The sequence below is a fragment of the Kitasatospora sp. NPDC087315 genome (genome assembly GCF_044744345.1).
In the GTDB taxonomy this organism is placed as follows: domain Bacteria; phylum Actinomycetota; class Actinomycetes; order Streptomycetales; family Streptomycetaceae; genus Kitasatospora.
The window spans coordinates 147397-163407 of record NZ_JBIUYD010000002.1 but is presented as its reverse complement, the minus strand read 5'-3'; the positions used below and the strand labels follow the sequence as shown (position 1 = coordinate 163407).

Genomic DNA, 16011 nt, shown 5'->3' with positions numbered 1-16011 from the left:
CCGCCGGCTGTTAACCGGGGCGCCTCAACGACGGCGAGGAGGTTTGGACATGAAGAGCATCGCACTGATCGGCCGGGCCCGGTCTGGCAAGGACACAGCGGCCGGCATGCTGCGCGAGCACGGGTACGTCCGGCTCGCGCTGGCCGACCCGCTCAAGCAGATGGCCTACGACATCGACCCGGTGGTGGGCACCGAGCTGCTGGGTGTTCACGCCCCGGCGATCGTTCACTTGGCCGACGCGGTGGACCGCTACGGCTGGGAGGCCGTGAAGGACAAGTTCCCGCAGGCCCGCCGGTTCTTGCAGCGGCTCGGCACCGAGGGCATCCGCAGGCACGTCAACCCGGACTTCTGGATCGAGAAGTGCCTGCGCGCCGCCGCTGTCCACGGCTCGGTCGTCGTGACCGACGTGCGCTTCGCCAACGAGGTGGACACGCTGCGCGCCGCCGGGTTCGCCATCTGGTTCATCGACCGGGGCGGAGCCGACGGCGACCACCCCAGCGAACAGCTCGGCCCCGAGCACGCCGACCGCACCGTGCCCAACACCGGCTCCCTCCCCAACTTCCACACCCGAATCCGCGAAGCCCTGGAGGCCACCGCATGACCCTGCGCGACCGCTTCGACGCGATCGACCGCACCGCGACCGCGATCGAGAACGTCGTCTTCGTCTACACCCCCGTGCCGGACCTGCTGACGCCGGACGAGCGCGAGGCCGACGAGCAGGCCGCGAACGCCCGCGTCCAGGCGGAGGTGCCCGGCTACTTGGAGACACTGCCGTCGCTTCAGAAGTGAATTCAATGCCCATAGTCATTGCGTTAAGAAATCTCAAGCCTCGCCCGGAATGGGCGGCGACCAGGGGCAATTCGTGAACGCTCTATGCATTCCGATGTGATTTCGGCAGGTAGGTTTTTACTGTGAGATCATATGCATGACAACTCTGCTTCTGACCTGCGGCGATACTTGCAACTAGGTAAATCCCCAGTAGCAACCTCAGGCGTCCGGGGGCTGGAGAGAGCGGCCTTCACAGTTGCTCTCCACATGAATACCCCCGCAGACCTGCGCGTTTGATGGAATGTCATGCGTGACGGTACTCTCCTGCAAGCGAGTGCGGGCCACATCTCGGTCTAGGAGAGTGGCCCGCGTTTCCTCGCTGCCCCTGCGAAAGAGCATCGGAAGAGGTTCCATCATGACACACCAGCACCGCCCCCTATCGGCCAACGGAGGTGGCGACCGTCCCGTCACGTGGCGAGACGTCGCGGTCTACGGGCACGGGCTGCTCACGACTGCGGCCCTTTATTTCCCGGTCAAGCCGACCGTGGCTGCTGTCGCCGTCGGCTTGACCGGTCCGGCGATGTGGGAGCTGTTGCGCCGTCAGCGCTGAGCACGGCTCGGTAAGGTATGTAAGTAAGTAAGTAAGTAAGGCTCCATCAGCCCCGGTTGTCCCGTTCGGACAGCCGGGGCTTTTGCATGCCCGCACATGGAAGGAACGCATGTCCGAAGGCGTCCGTACGATCCACCAGCGGGGTTCCCGCTACTACATCCACCCGGAGGCCGGCGACCTCGCCCCCTCGGTGACGTCCATCCTGAACATGGAGGCCAAGCCGTTCCTCCAGGACTGGGCGGCTGGCATGGCCGCCGATGCCGCGGTGACCGACCTGGAGGTCGTCCAGCGCATCGCCGCCCGCGACCGCCAGGCCGCCGTCGACTTCTTGAAGTACGCCGCCAAGCGCTACACCAAGGTCCGCGCCGACGTCGGCTCGCTGGTGCACGACTACTTCGAGCTGCGGCTGCGCGGTGAGGAGGCGCCCTACCCGCACCACGACGTCGAGCCGTACGTGCCGCACATCGAAGCGTGGCTCGACCGCTACCAGCCCGAGCTGCTGCACGCCGAAGACGTCGCCTGGTCGCGGGAGCACGGCTACGCGGGCTCGTTCGACTTCATGGTGAAGATCAACGGGAAGACGGTCCTGGGCGACCTGAAGACCGCCAAGAGCGTGTATCTGTCGGTCGCCTACCAGCTCGCCGCGTACGCCCATGCGGACGACCTGATCACCGTGGACCGCAAGATCCAGGCGTTTCCGAAGATCGACGCCGGGGCGGTGCTGCACATCACCCCGCACCGGGCTGAGTTCCGCCCGGTCAAGATCGACCGTGAGGTGTTCGACCGGTTCCTGACCCTGCGCCGCCGCTTCGCGGACGACCGGGCCTCGGACGCCGGGATCATCGGCCGCGTGGCCTGGAAGAACGAGGCCGGCCGTCTGACCGGCACCGCCCGCCGCGCGTCCTGACCCGGGCCTGTTAACCGCTCCGACTCAACCCCCACAGGGGCTTGTTAACCACCCCGACTTGAACACACGGGGCGCTCTACCGGCGGCCCGCACCCGACAGAACGGAAGCACTTGAGCGACGCACTCAACAACATCTTCAACAGCGACCCGGAGCTGGCGGAGCGCGCGGAACGGGCCGAGGCCAACGCCCGCCCGGACATCGCGGGCACCTTCCGCGCCTATGAGCCGGACCCGGCTGGCGGCTTCCCCCGTGCCCTGCACACGTGGCGCGTCACCAGCGCGGTACCGGCAACCGCGGAGGCGGTGGCGGAGCTGCTGGGCGGCACGCTGCACGAGCTGGACACCGAAGCCGAGGACGCCATCGCGGTGGACACCGACATCGACCGCGTCGAGGTCGTCATCGACGGCCCGGACGCGATCGAGTTCGACATGAAGCACTGGGTGAACGGCAAGCTCGCCCACCATTGCAACACCCGGACCTTCCTCAGCCCGCCGGAGGACGTGGGTGCGCCGTGCCGCTGCCCACGCACCATCGCAGAGCTGCGGGCGCGGGCGAAGGACGAGCGGGGCCCCAAGCCGGACATCCGCGTCAACTTCCGGCTCGCGCACGACCCGCACCTGGGCGTCTTCCGTTACAAGACGTCGGGCTGGACGCTGATCAGCGAGCTGCCCGCGCTGAAGAACGCGCTGGCGAAGGTCGGCGGCCCGGCCCTGGTCCACCTGGTCAACGAGCGCGTGCAGTACACGAGCAAGGCCGGCCGGGACGTGGACTACCAGAAGCTCACCGCCAAGGTCATCAAGCCGTACGAGCAGGCGATCACCGACACCCCGGCTTCGGCCGTCGAGGAGGAGCCGCCGTTCTAACGGCGCTCCGCACCACCACACCAGCGGGACCGGTCCTTCGGGGCCGGTCCCGCTCCCGTTTCCCTGGAGAGAGAAGCCCTTTGCACACCCCGACCAGTGCGGAGCCGATCCCGGCCCGCCTCGTCAACCCTCTGGCCGCCACCGACCGCGCGCAGGAGATCATGCGCTCGGCGTTCCGCGCGTCCCCGCGCCCGCCGTCGGCCGGTACCCGCAACTCGCAGGCCAAGCTCACCGAGCGCAAGGTCTACGCCATCCGCCGCGCCGCCGACCTGGGCGCCAGCCTGTCCGCGCTCGCGGAGGCGTTCGACATCTCCGAGCGAGCGTGCCGCCACATCGCGCGGCGGACCTCCTGGGCCCACCTGCCGGAGGAGGCCCCGGCCCGGTGACCGACCCCTTCACCCCCCTGTGGAAGGTCCCGCCCGAGCAGCGCCGAACCTTCCTGCACGCCCGAGCACGGGCACTCGCCGCCGAAGGCGCGTCCCCGCGTCGACTGCTGCGGGCCTCCGACGCGGCCCACGTCGCCGACTTCCGCGAACCCCGCGCACCGGAGGAGACATGACCTACCGAATCGGTCCCGGCACCGCCCCGGCGATCGGGGACCTGTACAGGGCTGGACCCGGCGACACGATCGTGTTCCTCCACGACGCACGCAGTCGGCCCGATTGGCTGCGCTACTGGCAGGCTGCGGCTGTCGCCGTGTTCCGGGGCGCTGCCCTGACGGTGGTGAGCGCCTAGTGGCTAACCGCTCGAAGGCGAGAGGCACGGGGTGGGAGTCCGCGGTGGCCGACTACTTGAACGAACAGTTGGGCCTGTACCGGGAGGTCTGGAGGGACGGCGACCGCGCCGTGCGCTGGAAGGACCCGCTGGACCGGGACAACGTCCGCCGCCAGGTCCAGGAGGGCGTCAACGACATCGGCGACCTCGGGGTGCGCCCCTTCGCCGGAGAGTGCAAGGCCGAGAAGTCGTACGACCTCGCCTCGTACGTCCGCCAGGCCGAGGCCGAGGCCGTCAACGCGGGGATGCCGTTCGGCGTCGCGTACGTGAAGCGCCCCCGGGCGAAGACCGAGGACGGGTACGCCGTCACGTCCATCCGCACCCACGCGGCGATCGTCAAGGCCCTTCGGGAGGCCGGTTACTGAGAGAGGAGAGGGCAGTTGCGCATGTCGGCGATCCTGGACCGCCTGGAGGAGTGGCGGGACTACCAGCCTGGTGAGTGGGTCGCCCGCTGCCCGGCCCACGACGACCGTAAGCCGTCGCTGTGGATCAACTTGAAGACGTCCGGCATGGTGGGCCTGGCCTGCCGCGCCGGGTGCGCCTTCGAGGACGTCGTCGCCGGGATGGACCTGCTGCCCCGCAACCTGTTCAACGTGGACGCCGGGGGCCTGGTAGCCGTCGCCGAGGCCCGGCCGGAGCCGGTGTCGCCGTTCCTGACGGCCGGGCTGCGGGTGTGGCTGGACGGTCTGCCGGCTGGTGAGGCTGAGGCAGCCCCGGCTGTCGGCTATGCACAGAAACGTTTCGGCCTGAGTGCGGCGGACCAGGAGCGGCTGGGCCTGCGCTGGTGGCCGGGCCCGCAGCCGTGTCCCGAGTGGGTTCCGGCCTCGTTCGTCCGGTATCCCCGCCTCGTCGTGCCGATGCACGACTTCGCGGGAGTGGCCAGGGGCGCGCAGGGGCGGGACCTCTCGGGGCGCTGCCCCGGCCGGTGGATCTCGCTCGCCAACCCGGACGGCTTCGAGTGGCAGCGGTACGGGGTGTTCCCCGGGCCGGACCCGGCTGCGCCGTGGATCGTCGCCGAGGGCCTGTCGGACCCGCTGGCCGTGGTCGCCGACGGCTACAACGCCGTCGGGGTGCGCGGGGCCGCGCTGCTCAACAACGACCCCGCCACGTTGAACGCGCTGGCCACCGGCCTGGCGGGGCGCGACGTGCGGGTGTGCGGCGACAACGACCGCTCCGGCCGGGAGTTCACCCGGACCATCCTCGCCGCCCTCCACCAACGGGAGGTGCACGCCCGGCAGTTGACCCTGCCTGCCGGATTCAAGGACTACGCAGTATGGAGAGAGAAGAGACGGTGACGTACGCCATCGACAGCCTGACCACCCCCTACGAGCTGGACCGGCCGTCGCTGACGCTGCCGCCGGCCGAGGCGGTGGCCGCCTACCGTGAGGCGGCGTCCCGGTACGGCGCGAGTGACATCGTCAACGCCCACGCGCTGGTGCAGTACACCCGCAACGGCGTCCGGTACGCCGACGGCGTGGGCTTCCACGTCTGGAGCGGGACGCACTGGGTCCGCAACGAGGTGCTGGTGCGCCAGGCCGCCCACGACCTCGGGGCCGCGATGGTGGAGACCTTGGCCCGGGAGAAGGCAATCATCCGCGAGGCGCTGGCGCTGAAGCTCGCCGGGGACGCACTGGAGGCCGAGTACGAGAAGCAGGTCGCCGCTCTCCCTCTGGCGAAGGCGTCGAAGGGCTTCACCATGGCCCGACGCATTGACGACCTGATGCGCGAGCTGGCCTCGGTGCGCGGAGTCCACTGCACGGTGGACGACTTCGACAACCAGCCGCACCTGCTCAGCTTCGCCGACTGCACGGTGGACCTGCGCACGGGCGCGGCCCAGCCGCACGACCCGGCGGACATGCTGACCAAGGCCCTCCCGTGGAAGTACAACCCGCAGGCGAAGGCCACGCGTTGGCTGCGGTTCCTGGACGAGGTGTTCCCCACCGAGCCGCTGATGGTCGACTACATGCGCCGCCTGTGCGGGTATGGCATCACCGGCTCGACGGCGGAGCAGGCGTTCGCGGTGCTGGTCGGTGTCGGCGCGAACGGCAAGAGCGTCTTCCTGGACACTCTCAGCCACACGTTCGCCGCGCTCTCCGAGACGACGAGGTTCGAGACCTTCGAGGATCGCGGAAGCTCAATCCCCGCTGACCTGGCCGCGCTGCGCGGGGCCCGGATGGTGATGGCCTCGGAGGGCGAGGCCGGCAAGCCCATGAGCGAGTCGGTGTTGAAGCGGGCGACCGGCAGCGACCGGCTCACCGCCCGGTTCATGCGGGAGAACTTCTTCACCTACCAGCCAACTTTCCTGCTCTGGCTGGCCTCCAACCACACACCCGCGTTCAGGTCGCAGGACGAAGGTCTCTGGAGGCGGGTGAAGTTGATCAAGTTCGACAAGTACTTCAAGCCTGAGGAGCGGGACCACTCCATCTTCGACACGTTGCGGGGGGAGGCCGAGGGCATCGCCGCGTGGGCGGTGGCCGGCGCGGTCGAGTGGTACGCCGAGGGCCTGAAGGAGCCCGGCTGCATCAAGGCCGCGACCACGAACTTCAAGGAGAACAGCGACGCCTTGGCGGAGTTCCTGACGGATGTTCTGGTGAAGACCGGCGACGACCGGCAGCACGTGCCCTCGCAGGACGCGTACACCGCGTACCGCGACTGGTGCGATGCGCAAGGCGAGAAGGCGTGGACCCGCCGCGGATTCGTCAGTGCTCTGGACGAGCGAGGCATCCGCCAGCACCGCATGACCCGGGGCCGCGTGCTGCTCGGCGTCCAGTTCACCAGCCAGGAACCCGCCGGGCCGGGAGTCTTCGACACCACCAACGAGTGGTGACGCTTGGCCTCGACCTGCACAACGAGCCGGGAGGCGGCGCCCTCAGGACAACTCATCCCAACCGCAGGGCAGCCGCAGCCTCCAAGGCGGAGTGAGCCGCGCGTGCGGCGTCACCCGCAATGCTGATTGCTTCCTGGTTAGACGAATCCGCATCTCCCAGAGCGATAGAAGCGCCCGCCAGACTGCGGCCTAGATGGACTATTTCGGAGTCCATTCCGGCAAGTCTTACCTCCGACAGCGCCTTGGTGAGCTTCGACCTGGCTTCGTAACGCGCAGCTCGGGCCTCCAGCGTGTCAGGGACCCCTTCTCGGCGGGCTACGTGTTTGAGGTATTGAGCCGCCCGGTGGTCTGTGGCGGCTCCAAGGAGTTGTGCCACTGCCCCTCGCTGTGCCTGTCGGTCCCGGTCACGCCGGGCTGTCCGGTTAGCCAGATGTTGCATGGCTCCGGTGACCGCAGCTCCCAACAATGTGCCCAACACAGCGATTAGTGCGATCCCCACGGTGATGCCCCCAACCCGCCTGGCATGCGAACGCCCTTTGGTGGCGTACCCAACTCCAGGCTTCATCCCCAAGAACTCAGCGTAAGACGGCGGTTGATCCGTTGGAAATACCTTTAGGAGCGCAATGCGGGTACACCCGTACCGGCTGGCCCAAGAGTCGGTCGAGATCAAGGTCCCCGAAAACTGGGACGACCTGCGGGAGTTCCGCACCTGGTGGACCGGCCACGCGAACGCCGGGACGCTGCTGGGCTTCGACACCGAGACCACCGGCCTGGCCTGGACGGACCGCATACGGCTCGTCCAGTTCGGCGACACCCACACCGCCTGGGTGCTCCCCGTCGAACTCGGCGGCCCGTTCCGCGAAGCCACGCGCGAGGCGCTGGCGAACCTGCCGAACCTCGTCGCCCACAACCTCGCCTTCGACGCACTGAAGGTCGACACCGAGCTGGGCATCCGGCTCGAAGACCTCTACCCCCGCGCCCAGGACTCCCGCGTGGCCGCCCATCTGCTCGACAGCCGCCACGACTACGAGGGCGGCGTCGGCCTGTCCCTCAAGCCGCTGTCGGCCTGGTACGTCGACCCCGGCGCACCCGACACGCAGAACGATCTGACCCGCGTGTTCAACAGCCTGGGCCTCACCAAGGAGAACGGCTGGGCGCGGATCGCCCTCTCGCACGACGTCTACGAGCTGTACGCCGGTCTCGACGCAGTCCTCGTCGCCCGACTGCTGCCCAAGCTGCTGGCCCGGTACAAGGCCGAGGGCCTGCGCTCGGCACTGCTGCCCTACGAGCACCGCCTTGCCCTGGTGTGCGCGAAGCTCCAGCGTCGGGGCATGCTGATTGACCCCGTTTATACCGAGGGCCTGGCCGGCCGGCTCGGTCGGGAGAAGAAGCGGTTCTCCGCTGTGGCTGCCCGGTTCGGGGTGTCCTCGGTGAACAGTCCGGACCAGGTGGCCGGCGCACTGCTGGGCATGGGTGAGGTGTTGACGGAGAAGACCGACAGCGACGCGCTGTCGGTGGCTAAGGAGGTCCTGCTGCCGATGGCCGACCTTGACCCGGACTGGGTCCGGCTCGGGATGCGCGAGCCCAACGCCTTGGCCGACGCGGTGTTGAGGGCGAAGAGGGCCGGTAAGTGGTCCAGCAGCTACGCCGAGGCGATGCTGAACAACCGGGACGCTTTCGACCGCATCCACCCGAAGATCAACCCGCTGGGCGCGCAGACCGGCCGGGCGTCCCACTCGGACCCGGCGATGGCACAGCTCCCCTCTCACGGATGGGAGGTGCGGCGGTGCGTGGTCGCTGAACCGGGGTCCGTCTACTTTTCCGTGGACCAGCAGGCGGTCGAGCTTCGGGTGCTGGCCGCGCTGTCGGGCGAGTCGCGGATGATCCGGGCCATCGCAGACGGTCACGACCTGCACGGGTTCGCCGCTGAGTTGATGTTCGGCTCGGAGTACACCAAGGATCAGCGCACCCTGGCGAAGATTGCCGGGCTCGGCACCGCTTACCAGGGCGGTGCCGCGACGCTGGCGAAGCAGACCGGCCAGGACGTCGAGGTCATGCGGGACACGCTGAGGCGGTACGGCAGGGCCTTTCCCGGGATCAAGAGGTGGGCGCGGAAGATGCAGCGCCAGGCTCTTGCCGAGCGCTGCACGATGACCACGGCGGTGGGCCGCCGGCTCCACCTGGACCGGGACAAGCTGTACAAGTCCGTTGCCTACGCCTGCCAGTCGACCGCCCGCGACACCATGGGCCAGGCGCTCATCACCATGGACGACCAGGGCCTTACGCCCTTCCTCACCATGTGGGTGCACGACGAGGTGGTGGGTACTGCCCCGAAGAAGGAGGCCGCGGAGGTGGCCCAGGCGTGCGCCGACGCCATGAAGATGACTCTCAAGGGCGTCCCTCTGGACACCGACGCCGAGGTCTACGGGCCGAGCTGGGCCGACGGCTACAAGCTGCCGAAGGAGTGGGCCTATGCGGCGTGAAGTACGGCTCCCCGAAAGCGAGTTCACACAGTTCTGCGAGGTGTGCGACGACGAGAAGCCGCTGACCCGGTTCGGCCGGCGCAAGCGCGCCCCGAACGGGCGGGCGAACGTGTGCCGGGACTGTGTGCGCGCGGCGAACAACCGGGCCAGCCGCGACCCGCAGGTGGTCCGCAAGCGCCGGGACGCCCGCCTGTGGCGGGTCTACGGCATCACCCTGGCCGACTACGAGCGCATGGGCCGCCAGCAGCGCTGGCGCTGCGCGATCTGTGGCCAGAAGGCGGTGGCGGGGGACCGCCTGGTGGTGGACCACGACCACGACAAGCCGAAGGGGCAGGCGGTGCGGAGGCTGCTGTGCCGGGGCGAGAACTCGGCCTTGGGGCACTTCGGCGACTCCTCGGCCCGCATGGACCGGGGCTCCGCGTACCTGCGCCGCCATGGCAAGTAGCCCAGATCACATTGCAAACTCTTGACCTTTGGATGCCCAGGTCACGGACCTTGATCGGGACTTGCGACCCTGTCCATATAGGGACTAAAGGCCCAGAAAGCAGCATTGCTGGCACGGCGCCCGCCCTCTAATCTCTGTCGAGCATTTGTGAATAAGTGGTGAGTAAACCTTGAAAGGTGATCAAGTTGCGGCGGGCGAGCTGGGGAGGTTTCGCCGGCACCCGCCGCCTGCTCGCCCGGCGGGCGCCCGTCCGCCAAGGGCTTTCGGTGGCCGCGTTCCCGGGCTCTGGCTGCCCCTTCCGTCGTGCGCTGGGCCTGCGGGCCGAGTTCCGCCTTCCAGTGGGCATGCTCGGCTGCGGATGCCGCCGGCATGAGCGGAAGGTCGCCATCCTTGATCTCCGGTCCTTAGCGACCGAGCACGCCCACCGCTCCGTGCGGCCCGAGCCCAACCGGGCCCGCGCCGTACGGCCTTCGCATCTGCGGCTCTCCCGCTGCATGGCGCTCTTCACGTGCCGCCTTGCCCTCTCGATCGCCCCGGCCTGCGGCCGGGGAGTCCCGGGAGTCTGACGACCTGACCTGGTGACAGGTCTCTCCAGGCCCCTGCCCTTCGGCTGATCCCGAACCGGCAGGGGCTTTTCCATGCCCCGACGTGGCCACAAGTGCCTGCCGGGGCTTTGTCATGCCCTGGCGCGCCCGCCGCGCGGCGATACCGCACGCCCATCTATATGTCCTGTACATGCCAAGGAACTTTCATGTCTTCGCGCTGCTCGGCCATCACCCCTGTCCTGATCCTGGAAGCCCAGACCCCCAAGCCCCTGCCCGCCCTGACCGGCATGGGCAAGCTCGACCGGGGCCGGGTGGCGACGGAGGAGATCCTGAACGGACTTGAGGGCATTGCCCTGTCCGTCTCCCGCAAACGGGCCCAGCAGATGGAGGGCGACAGCCACCAGGCCGCCCAGGACATTGCCCAGGAGATGCGCCTGAGCTTCTGGCGCGCCCTCCACACATGGGATGTGAACGCCCCCAACACCGCCGAGTTCACCTCCTACGCCTTCCAGCGCGCCAAGCTCGACGGCCGCCAGGCCGCCGCCCGCGAGATCGCCCCCGCCGCGCCGCGATCGGCCGCAGGCGCCTTCATGGGCGCCCTCTCCCGCTGCGCAGGCGACTTCGAGGCCGCGAAGCAAGAGCTGATCAGCCACCCGGAGACCAAACGCCGCTTCACACCCGAGAGGGCCGAGTACGTCGCCGCTGCCTTCCTGCGTCCCACGCCGATCGCCACCGTGTCGGAGAGCGCGCTCGAAGACTCTCCCGCCCAGGACCCGGACCACCTGGTGGAGTACACCGCGCTCGGCACCACCCCGCGTGCCGCCCGCCTGCACCTGGCCGTCAACGACGGCCGCCCGGTCGTCGTCGGAGCCACCACCGAGGGCTGGTGCACCGACCTCCAGCCCTCGCTGGCACACAACCCTGTCGCCGTGTCCCGCGACGCCGTGCGCTGCAAGGGCGTGCGCGTCACCGGCACCAAGCGGGGCAAGCACGCCACCGGGGCGATCATCGACCGCGACGCGGAGGCCGAGACCAGCACCCGGTTCGCCGCCGCCGCCCAGGCCAAGGCCGCCGAACTGCTGGCCGGCATGTCCCCCACCGAGGCCGCCATCGCCCGGCTCGCCTACGGATTCGACGGCAACCCCCCGATGCTCACCGACACCGGGAAGCTCGACGCCACCGCGATAGCCGAGGCCCTGGGCAAGACCCCCGGCACCGTCAAAGCGGCGTGGTCCAGGGCCGTAAGGAAGCTGCGGGCCGCCGCGTGAGGGCCGCTGTTAACCGTCCTGTCTCAAGCCTTCCGAACCCCACCGGAAGGAACCCGCGATGAAGTCCCCAGTCGGAACCTACGAGCTGACCGGCGGCGCGAGACTGCGCGTCTTCGCCGACCACGGCGACAGCGACGGCTACGGCCTGGAGATCACCCGCGACGGCCGGACCGTGCGCTACGACGCCGGGCACTCCGCCCGCGAAGTCCAAGCCTTCCTAGCCCTGTTCACCTGATCGAGGAGAGAGAACCATGATCGAGACCACCGAGCACAAGGCCACCCTCACAACCCGGTTCGGCTCCGCCGTCGGAGTCCGCAACGACCGCATGGGCGGGCAACTCGCCCTCAGCGTCGGGGCGGAGACAGGGCGCCCTGCCCGCCTGAACGCCCAGCAGTGCCGCACGCTGTCCGCCTACCTCGCCCGCCAGGCGACCGAGCTGGAACGTGCCGAGAAGGTCGAGCGCGTCTCCGCCCCGACGGGGTGTCAGACCGCGGGCCCCTCGTCCGGCGGCCTGTATGACCCGCCCGCCGCGCGCCCGCAGTTCGGCATCGACGCGTACTGGGCGGACCGGTGACCCGCACCGAAGCCCTGGCCCTCGCCCCGAAGGCCGTCGCCGAAATGTCCACCAACAGCAGGGGCTACCAGGACGGCTGCCCCTTCGATGCCCGCGTAAGGGCGACCCTCCAGCTTGCCGAGTTCCTGATGAACGGAGAGACCACCCATGACGACCGCCCCTGAACCGCAGACTGTCCGCCTGGACGAGCAGCGTTTCCCCTGCAAGTACGACGGGCCCTCCGGTTTCGCCCGCGTCCACGTCGACGGCGAGGGAGACATCGGCCTCCTGGTCCGCTCCGGCGACCCGAACGACACCGCCTCCTCCATCTATCTGAACCCCGAAGTCGCCGAGGCCCTGAGCCTCACCCTGAACGACGCCGCAACGCAGTCACGCACCCTCGCGGAGGAGATCCGGCGAGTGCAGGCAGAAGAAGCCGAGGCCACCAAGCGCCTCGGCGAGCTGGACGCCGCCCGCCAGGTCGAAGATGCCCGCCACGCCGGAAGCCCCTACATGGTGGCCGGTGGCTCCACCTCGCCGGCCGCCGTCCCGCCGCCGACCTTCGCGGACGTGATGCTCCCGCAGACCGACACCACCGCGGAACGCGAGCGGGCGTTCCTGCGCGCGAGCGAACTGCTCGGCCCGGACGCCGGAGTCGCCGCCCGAATCGCCATGGCGAACTACCTCCTCCAGGGGGCGCAGTGACCCTCCCCACGGTCCGCGCGGTCGTCCACCAGGCCGCCCGCGCCTACGAAGCCCGCACCCCGGCGGGCGAGCGCGTCATCGTGATCGAGACGCAGCACACCGCGCCCGGACAGATCACCCGGACGGTCGTCCCCCTCCCGGAGCACGTTGCACTCGATCTCGCCGCCAGCATTGAATCCGTCGGCTGGTGATCATTACCCCCTGACCCCCCACCACGGCCCCCGGCTGGCACTGCTCGCACAGTGCCAGCTGGGGGCCTTTTTCGCGTTTCAGGACCCACTCGCGCCGGGCTTCTTCTCCTCCGGCGGCTTCCACCCGCGCGGCTTCGCCCACTCGATGACGATTCGAGCCGGCGTGACGCGCTGACCGGAGTAATCGGCCTTCCGGATGAAGATCTTGTCGATGGCGAGTCGCAAGAGTTGGCCCCGGTAGGTGTCGTCCGAGGTATCCCACAGCTTCGCGCAACGGCCGGGGTCAGTGAGGACGGAGATGTCCCCGAGCGGCTGCGCCACCTTCTCCCATTCCTTCCGCGCAGTCTCAACATCGGCCACTGCCGACCGCCGGAGTTGGACGAACGTGCTCTCACCGTCACGGCCGGCGTAGGCTCCGGCGGCGTTCAAGCGGTCGAGCCGGGCGACTGCTTCTTCGGCAACCTTGAGTTGGCCCCGAGCTTCGGCCTCCGCCTTACTCTCCTCCGGTCGGGACAGCACGACCCAGCGTTCACCCACGGCCAGCATGGTTGGGTCTAGGGGGTCCTTCGCAGCTAGACGCTTCTTCCACTCGGCGAGCACGACACGGAGTACCCCTGCCCGTTGAGCGCTCGCCGGTTCCGGACACGGGATGCCCGCGATGTGGGCGGAACACCGGAATGAGTGCCCAATGGACGTTGCACGGTGGCCGGTTTTCTCATCGAACCCCCCTCCAACGCACCAGGTGAGGCCAGCGGCGGGGGAGTTCTCGACAGGCGCCTGGTCCTCGGCTCGCTCGCTGCCGAAGCCGGCCGGACGCTCCACTCCGGCGGCTTTCCGGCGGTGCTTGTCCCAGACTGCCTGCGAGATGCCGGTGAAGCCCTTGGCGAAGACACGGACCTTCTTCCCCTTGGCGTTGAGGTAGATCACGGGTGCGCCCTTGACGGTCACGACCTGCCAGCCGAGGTAGACAGGGTTCCGGAGGATCTTTCCGACCGTGGTCGCCCGCCAGGGGCCGCCCCTCGGGGCGGTGTACCCATCGGCGGTGAGCCCGGCCGCGATCTTCTGCTGAGACTTTCCTTCGGCGGCTGCGTTGTGAATACGCTCCACGATCGGCCACTGCTTGTTGCCCTTGAGCTTCCGGTTCTTCGTGACCTTGAGCCCAAACGGCACCGTGGCGAGCCATTTTCCCTCGTCGCGCTGCTCGGCCTTCGTGTCCCGAACCTTCTCGGACAGGACGCGGCTGTACTCGCGGGCCTGCTCTGCCTCGGCGACGATGCGCAATCGGTCGGCGGAGACCTCGGTGTCCAGCCCGTTGAGATAGAAGTACAGCCGCTTCCCGGGCACGTCGAGGATCTTCAACACGTCGCCCGCGCCCTGGCGGCTGTACCGCGACGAGTCGTAGACCCACAGGCAGTCCGACTCGCCTTCGAGCAGCGCGTGCACCGCCGCGTCGAAATCCGGGCGCTTCACGCCCTTCTTGTAGGCGGACAGGTTCTCCCGGAAGACGCGGCGGATTTCATACCCGTTCGCCTTGCCCCACGCTCGGCCCTTCGTCTCCTGGGCCTTGAGAGACAGGATGTTCCGGGTAGCCCTGCCCTGGACGACCTGCGACTTCCGCAGGAGGAGGTCCAGATAGCGGACCTGATCGTCTGCCGTGCGCGCCATGCTCTCACTCTCCGGTCAGCGGCGCGCACCCGCACCCTGGGAGGTGGCAGTCTGGTTACGCGCTCTGCAGGGCGTAGGCGTCCAGCTTGTTGTAGAGGCCGATGCCCCGGCCCTCCTGCCGCAGGTAGAGCAGGTAGCCGCCCGCCTCGCTGATCCGCTCCACCGACTCGCGCAGCTGCGGTCCGCAGTCGCACCGGTCCGAGCCGAACACGTCGCCGGTCAGGCACTCCGAGTGCAGCCGGACCAGCGGCGTCCCGCCCTGCGACACCTCGCCGAAGGCCAGCGCCAGGTGCTCGGCGCCGTCGGCCAGGCCGTGGAAGGTGAAGACCTCGGCCTCGGCGCGGTAGCCGTCCGGGAAGGTCAGCGGGATGCGCACACGCGAACGCACGGTGGCGGGGCCGGGCTGCGGCGTGGCGGGCTGCGGCATGGGTGGGGCCTCCGTTACTGGGGTGGTGTTCCGGTAGTCGACCGTACTAGGTAGTTCCAATTTGAACAACAAGCTTCCGCGAGTCCTTCCCCCGCCGTGGCAATGGCAGCGGCAGCGGCGGGGAGCGGGAAGCGGGACGGGGCGGGAAAGGAAACGGCGCCGGCGCCAGGGCGCGGCGGTGGACGCTACTTCACCCGGCTGGTCATCGCGGCGCGGATGGTGCGGGTGCGCTCGGCGAGGCCGGGGAGGTCGAGGTCGGTGACGCTGCCGACGGTGGTGAAGTCGGCCCAGGCGCAGACGGCGAGGACGCCACCGTGCCCGTTCGGGGTGGCGGAGCACTTGAGGGCGCCGCCGAGCGGGCCGGCCGGGAAGGCGGTGTACGGGGCGGTGGGGGCTTGCGGGGCGTGGCCGCCGACGGTGACCGGGGCGAGCGACGGGTCCGGCCCGCCGAGCAGGTCGTCCAGTTCGCGGACCGGGCTGGAGAAGTTGCCGGTGGCGCCGATCACGATGAAATCGGTCCCGGTGGAACCGGGTCGGCGGTAGCCGGTGACGAAGTGCTCGCGGAAGCGGAGGTAGGCGAGGGTGTCGGGGAAGATCTCCGCGTTCCGGGCGGCGTACGAGCCCGAGGTGTCCGGCTCCCTGATCAGGTCGCCGATGCTCTGCACCGGGTCCAGCCGGTTCCGCACCGGGTCGTCCGGACCGAGCACGGTGGCCAGCAGTCCGGCCGCCACCAGTGCAGCCAGTACGCCGCCCGACACCTTCCAGGTCCGCCGTGACACCCGCCGGTACCACGGCGGCACCGGCCCCTCCGGCTCCGCCCAGCGGGACTTCAACCGGTCGGCGGAGGTCTCGGGTGCGGGCGCGGGTTCGGCTGTGCTGCCGGTGGTGTCGGCGTCGTTGTTCGGCATGGCGCGGTGGCGATTCCTCCCGGACGGCCGCCCGGATGCCCGGACGGATGTTCGGGTCGGAACAATGCGG

The 16011-nt window shown here is 69.2% G+C and carries 20 protein-coding genes and 1 pseudogene; 18 read left to right on the top strand and 3 right to left on the bottom strand.

Annotation, left to right across the window (positions count from 1 at the left end; all coding sequences use genetic code 11):
• The first annotated feature begins 49 nt into the window (after positions 1-49).
• From ACIO5D_RS03635 to ACIO5D_RS03550, 18 genes are all read left to right on the top strand, one after another.
• A complete protein-coding gene (locus ACIO5D_RS03635; protein ID WP_400793803.1) occupies positions 50-601 on the top strand; it encodes a hypothetical protein in 552 nt (183 codons plus the stop codon).
• Positions 598-789 (top strand): hypothetical protein, encoded by a 192-nt coding sequence (locus tag ACIO5D_RS03630; RefSeq protein ID WP_400793802.1) that lies wholly within the window; start codon positions 598-600, stop codon positions 787-789. The genes ACIO5D_RS03635 and ACIO5D_RS03630 overlap by 4 nt, the downstream gene beginning before the upstream one ends.
• A 698-nt stretch (positions 790-1487) precedes the next feature.
• Positions 1488-2285 (top strand): hypothetical protein, encoded by a 798-nt coding sequence (locus tag ACIO5D_RS03625; protein ID WP_400793801.1) that lies wholly within the window; start codon positions 1488-1490, stop codon positions 2283-2285.
• Positions 2286-2396: 111 nt separating this feature from the next.
• Positions 2397-3149 (top strand): hypothetical protein, encoded by a 753-nt coding sequence (locus ACIO5D_RS03620; RefSeq protein WP_400793800.1) that lies wholly within the window; start codon positions 2397-2399, stop codon positions 3147-3149.
• Positions 3150-3229: 80 nt separating this feature from the next.
• The gene (locus tag ACIO5D_RS03615) at positions 3230-3535 is read left to right on the top strand and encodes a hypothetical protein (protein ID WP_400793799.1); all 306 of its coding nucleotides are present in this window, start codon (positions 3230-3232) and stop codon (positions 3533-3535) included.
• Positions 3532-3708, top strand: a complete 177-nt coding sequence (locus ACIO5D_RS03610) for a hypothetical protein (RefSeq protein WP_400793798.1) — start codon at positions 3532-3534, stop codon at positions 3706-3708. The genes ACIO5D_RS03615 and ACIO5D_RS03610 overlap by 4 nt, the downstream gene beginning before the upstream one ends.
• Complete coding sequence (locus ACIO5D_RS03605; RefSeq protein ID WP_400793797.1) at positions 3705-3884, top strand: hypothetical protein; 180 nt, start codon at positions 3705-3707, stop codon at positions 3882-3884. Before ACIO5D_RS03610 ends, ACIO5D_RS03605 begins: the two co-directional genes overlap by 4 nt.
• 44 nt (positions 3885-3928) lie before the next feature.
• A complete protein-coding gene (locus tag ACIO5D_RS03600; RefSeq protein ID WP_400793796.1) occupies positions 3929-4288 on the top strand; it encodes a hypothetical protein in 360 nt (119 codons plus the stop codon).
• Between the two features lie 21 nt (positions 4289-4309).
• Entirely contained in the window at positions 4310-5218 is a 909-nt protein-coding gene (locus ACIO5D_RS03595; protein WP_400793795.1) for a toprim domain-containing protein, read from the top strand.
• On the top strand, positions 5197-6750 hold the full coding sequence (locus tag ACIO5D_RS03590; RefSeq protein ID WP_400793794.1) for a phage/plasmid primase, P4 family: 1554 nt from the start codon (positions 5197-5199) through the stop codon (positions 6748-6750). Before ACIO5D_RS03595 ends, ACIO5D_RS03590 begins: the two co-directional genes overlap by 22 nt.
• A gap of 623 nt (positions 6751-7373) precedes the next feature.
• Positions 7374-9233 carry a DNA polymerase gene (locus tag ACIO5D_RS03585; RefSeq protein ID WP_400793793.1) on the top strand — a complete coding sequence of 620 codons (1860 nt, stop codon included), beginning with the start codon at positions 7374-7376 and terminating at the stop codon, positions 9231-9233.
• A complete protein-coding gene (locus tag ACIO5D_RS03580) occupies positions 9223-9678 on the top strand; it encodes an endonuclease domain-containing protein (protein WP_400793791.1) in 456 nt (151 codons plus the stop codon). The genes ACIO5D_RS03585 and ACIO5D_RS03580 overlap by 11 nt, the downstream gene beginning before the upstream one ends.
• A 751-nt stretch (positions 9679-10429) precedes the next feature.
• On the top strand, positions 10430-11491 hold the full coding sequence (locus ACIO5D_RS03575) for a hypothetical protein (protein ID WP_400793790.1): 1062 nt from the start codon (positions 10430-10432) through the stop codon (positions 11489-11491).
• A gap of 58 nt (positions 11492-11549) precedes the next feature.
• Complete coding sequence (locus ACIO5D_RS03570) at positions 11550-11726, top strand: hypothetical protein (protein ID WP_400793789.1); 177 nt, start codon at positions 11550-11552, stop codon at positions 11724-11726.
• A 16-nt stretch (positions 11727-11742) separates the two neighbouring features.
• The gene (locus ACIO5D_RS03565) at positions 11743-12066 is read left to right on the top strand and encodes a hypothetical protein (protein ID WP_400793787.1); all 324 of its coding nucleotides are present in this window, start codon (positions 11743-11745) and stop codon (positions 12064-12066) included.
• Entirely contained in the window at positions 12063-12230 is a 168-nt protein-coding gene (locus tag ACIO5D_RS03560; protein ID WP_400793785.1) for a hypothetical protein, read from the top strand. Before ACIO5D_RS03565 ends, ACIO5D_RS03560 begins: the two co-directional genes overlap by 4 nt.
• The gene (locus tag ACIO5D_RS03555) at positions 12214-12750 is read left to right on the top strand and encodes a hypothetical protein (RefSeq protein WP_400793783.1); all 537 of its coding nucleotides are present in this window, start codon (positions 12214-12216) and stop codon (positions 12748-12750) included. The genes ACIO5D_RS03560 and ACIO5D_RS03555 overlap by 17 nt, the downstream gene beginning before the upstream one ends.
• On the top strand, positions 12747-12941 hold the full coding sequence (locus ACIO5D_RS03550) for a hypothetical protein (protein ID WP_400793781.1): 195 nt from the start codon (positions 12747-12749) through the stop codon (positions 12939-12941). Before ACIO5D_RS03555 ends, ACIO5D_RS03550 begins: the two co-directional genes overlap by 4 nt.
• 78 nt (positions 12942-13019) lie before the next feature.
• Here ACIO5D_RS03550 and ACIO5D_RS03545 read toward each other — a convergent pair whose 3' ends face one another.
• The 3 genes and pseudogenes from ACIO5D_RS03545 to ACIO5D_RS03535 form a co-directional block, all read right to left on the bottom strand.
• On the bottom strand, positions 13020-14606 hold the full coding sequence (locus tag ACIO5D_RS03545; protein ID WP_400793779.1) for a recombinase family protein: 1587 nt from the start codon (positions 14604-14606) through the stop codon (positions 13020-13022).
• 64 nt (positions 14607-14670) lie between these two features.
• Positions 14671-15033 (bottom strand): annotated as a pseudogene (ribA, locus tag ACIO5D_RS03540) (GTP cyclohydrolase II RibA); the annotation flags it as partial.
• A gap of 185 nt (positions 15034-15218) precedes the next feature.
• Complete coding sequence (locus ACIO5D_RS03535) at positions 15219-15941, bottom strand: hypothetical protein (protein WP_400793778.1); 723 nt, start codon at positions 15939-15941, stop codon at positions 15219-15221.
• Positions 15942-16011 lie beyond the last annotated feature (70 nt).

Excerpts from the sequence above, each read along its gene's own strand:
- ACIO5D_RS03565 (WP_400793787.1), top strand. The coding sequence starts at position 11,743 with ATGATCGAGACCACCGAGCACAAGGCCACCCTCACAACCCGGTTCGGC.
- ACIO5D_RS03585 (WP_400793793.1), top strand. The coding sequence starts at position 7,374 with ATGCGGGTACACCCGTACCGGCTGGCCCAAGAGTCGGTCGAGATCAAG.
- ACIO5D_RS03535 (WP_400793778.1), bottom strand. The coding sequence starts at position 15,941 with ATGCCGAACAACGACGCCGACACCACCGGCAGCACAGCCGAACCCGCG.
- ACIO5D_RS03630 (WP_400793802.1), top strand. The coding sequence starts at position 598 with ATGACCCTGCGCGACCGCTTCGACGCGATCGACCGCACCGCGACCGCG.
- ACIO5D_RS03635 (WP_400793803.1), top strand. The coding sequence starts at position 50 with ATGAAGAGCATCGCACTGATCGGCCGGGCCCGGTCTGGCAAGGACACA.
- ACIO5D_RS03605 (WP_400793797.1), top strand. The coding sequence starts at position 3,705 with ATGACCTACCGAATCGGTCCCGGCACCGCCCCGGCGATCGGGGACCTG.
- ACIO5D_RS03570 (WP_400793789.1), top strand. The coding sequence starts at position 11,550 with ATGAAGTCCCCAGTCGGAACCTACGAGCTGACCGGCGGCGCGAGACTG.
- ACIO5D_RS03590 (WP_400793794.1), top strand. The coding sequence starts at position 5,197 with ATGGAGAGAGAAGAGACGGTGACGTACGCCATCGACAGCCTGACCACC.
- ACIO5D_RS03555 (WP_400793783.1), top strand. The coding sequence starts at position 12,214 with ATGACGACCGCCCCTGAACCGCAGACTGTCCGCCTGGACGAGCAGCGT.
- ACIO5D_RS03595 (WP_400793795.1), top strand. The coding sequence starts at position 4,310 with ATGTCGGCGATCCTGGACCGCCTGGAGGAGTGGCGGGACTACCAGCCT.
- ACIO5D_RS03580 (WP_400793791.1), top strand. The coding sequence starts at position 9,223 with ATGCGGCGTGAAGTACGGCTCCCCGAAAGCGAGTTCACACAGTTCTGC.
- ACIO5D_RS03575 (WP_400793790.1), top strand. The coding sequence starts at position 10,430 with ATGTCTTCGCGCTGCTCGGCCATCACCCCTGTCCTGATCCTGGAAGCC.
- ACIO5D_RS03625 (WP_400793801.1), top strand. The coding sequence starts at position 1,488 with ATGTCCGAAGGCGTCCGTACGATCCACCAGCGGGGTTCCCGCTACTAC.
- ACIO5D_RS03545 (WP_400793779.1), bottom strand. The coding sequence starts at position 14,606 with ATGGCGCGCACGGCAGACGATCAGGTCCGCTATCTGGACCTCCTCCTG.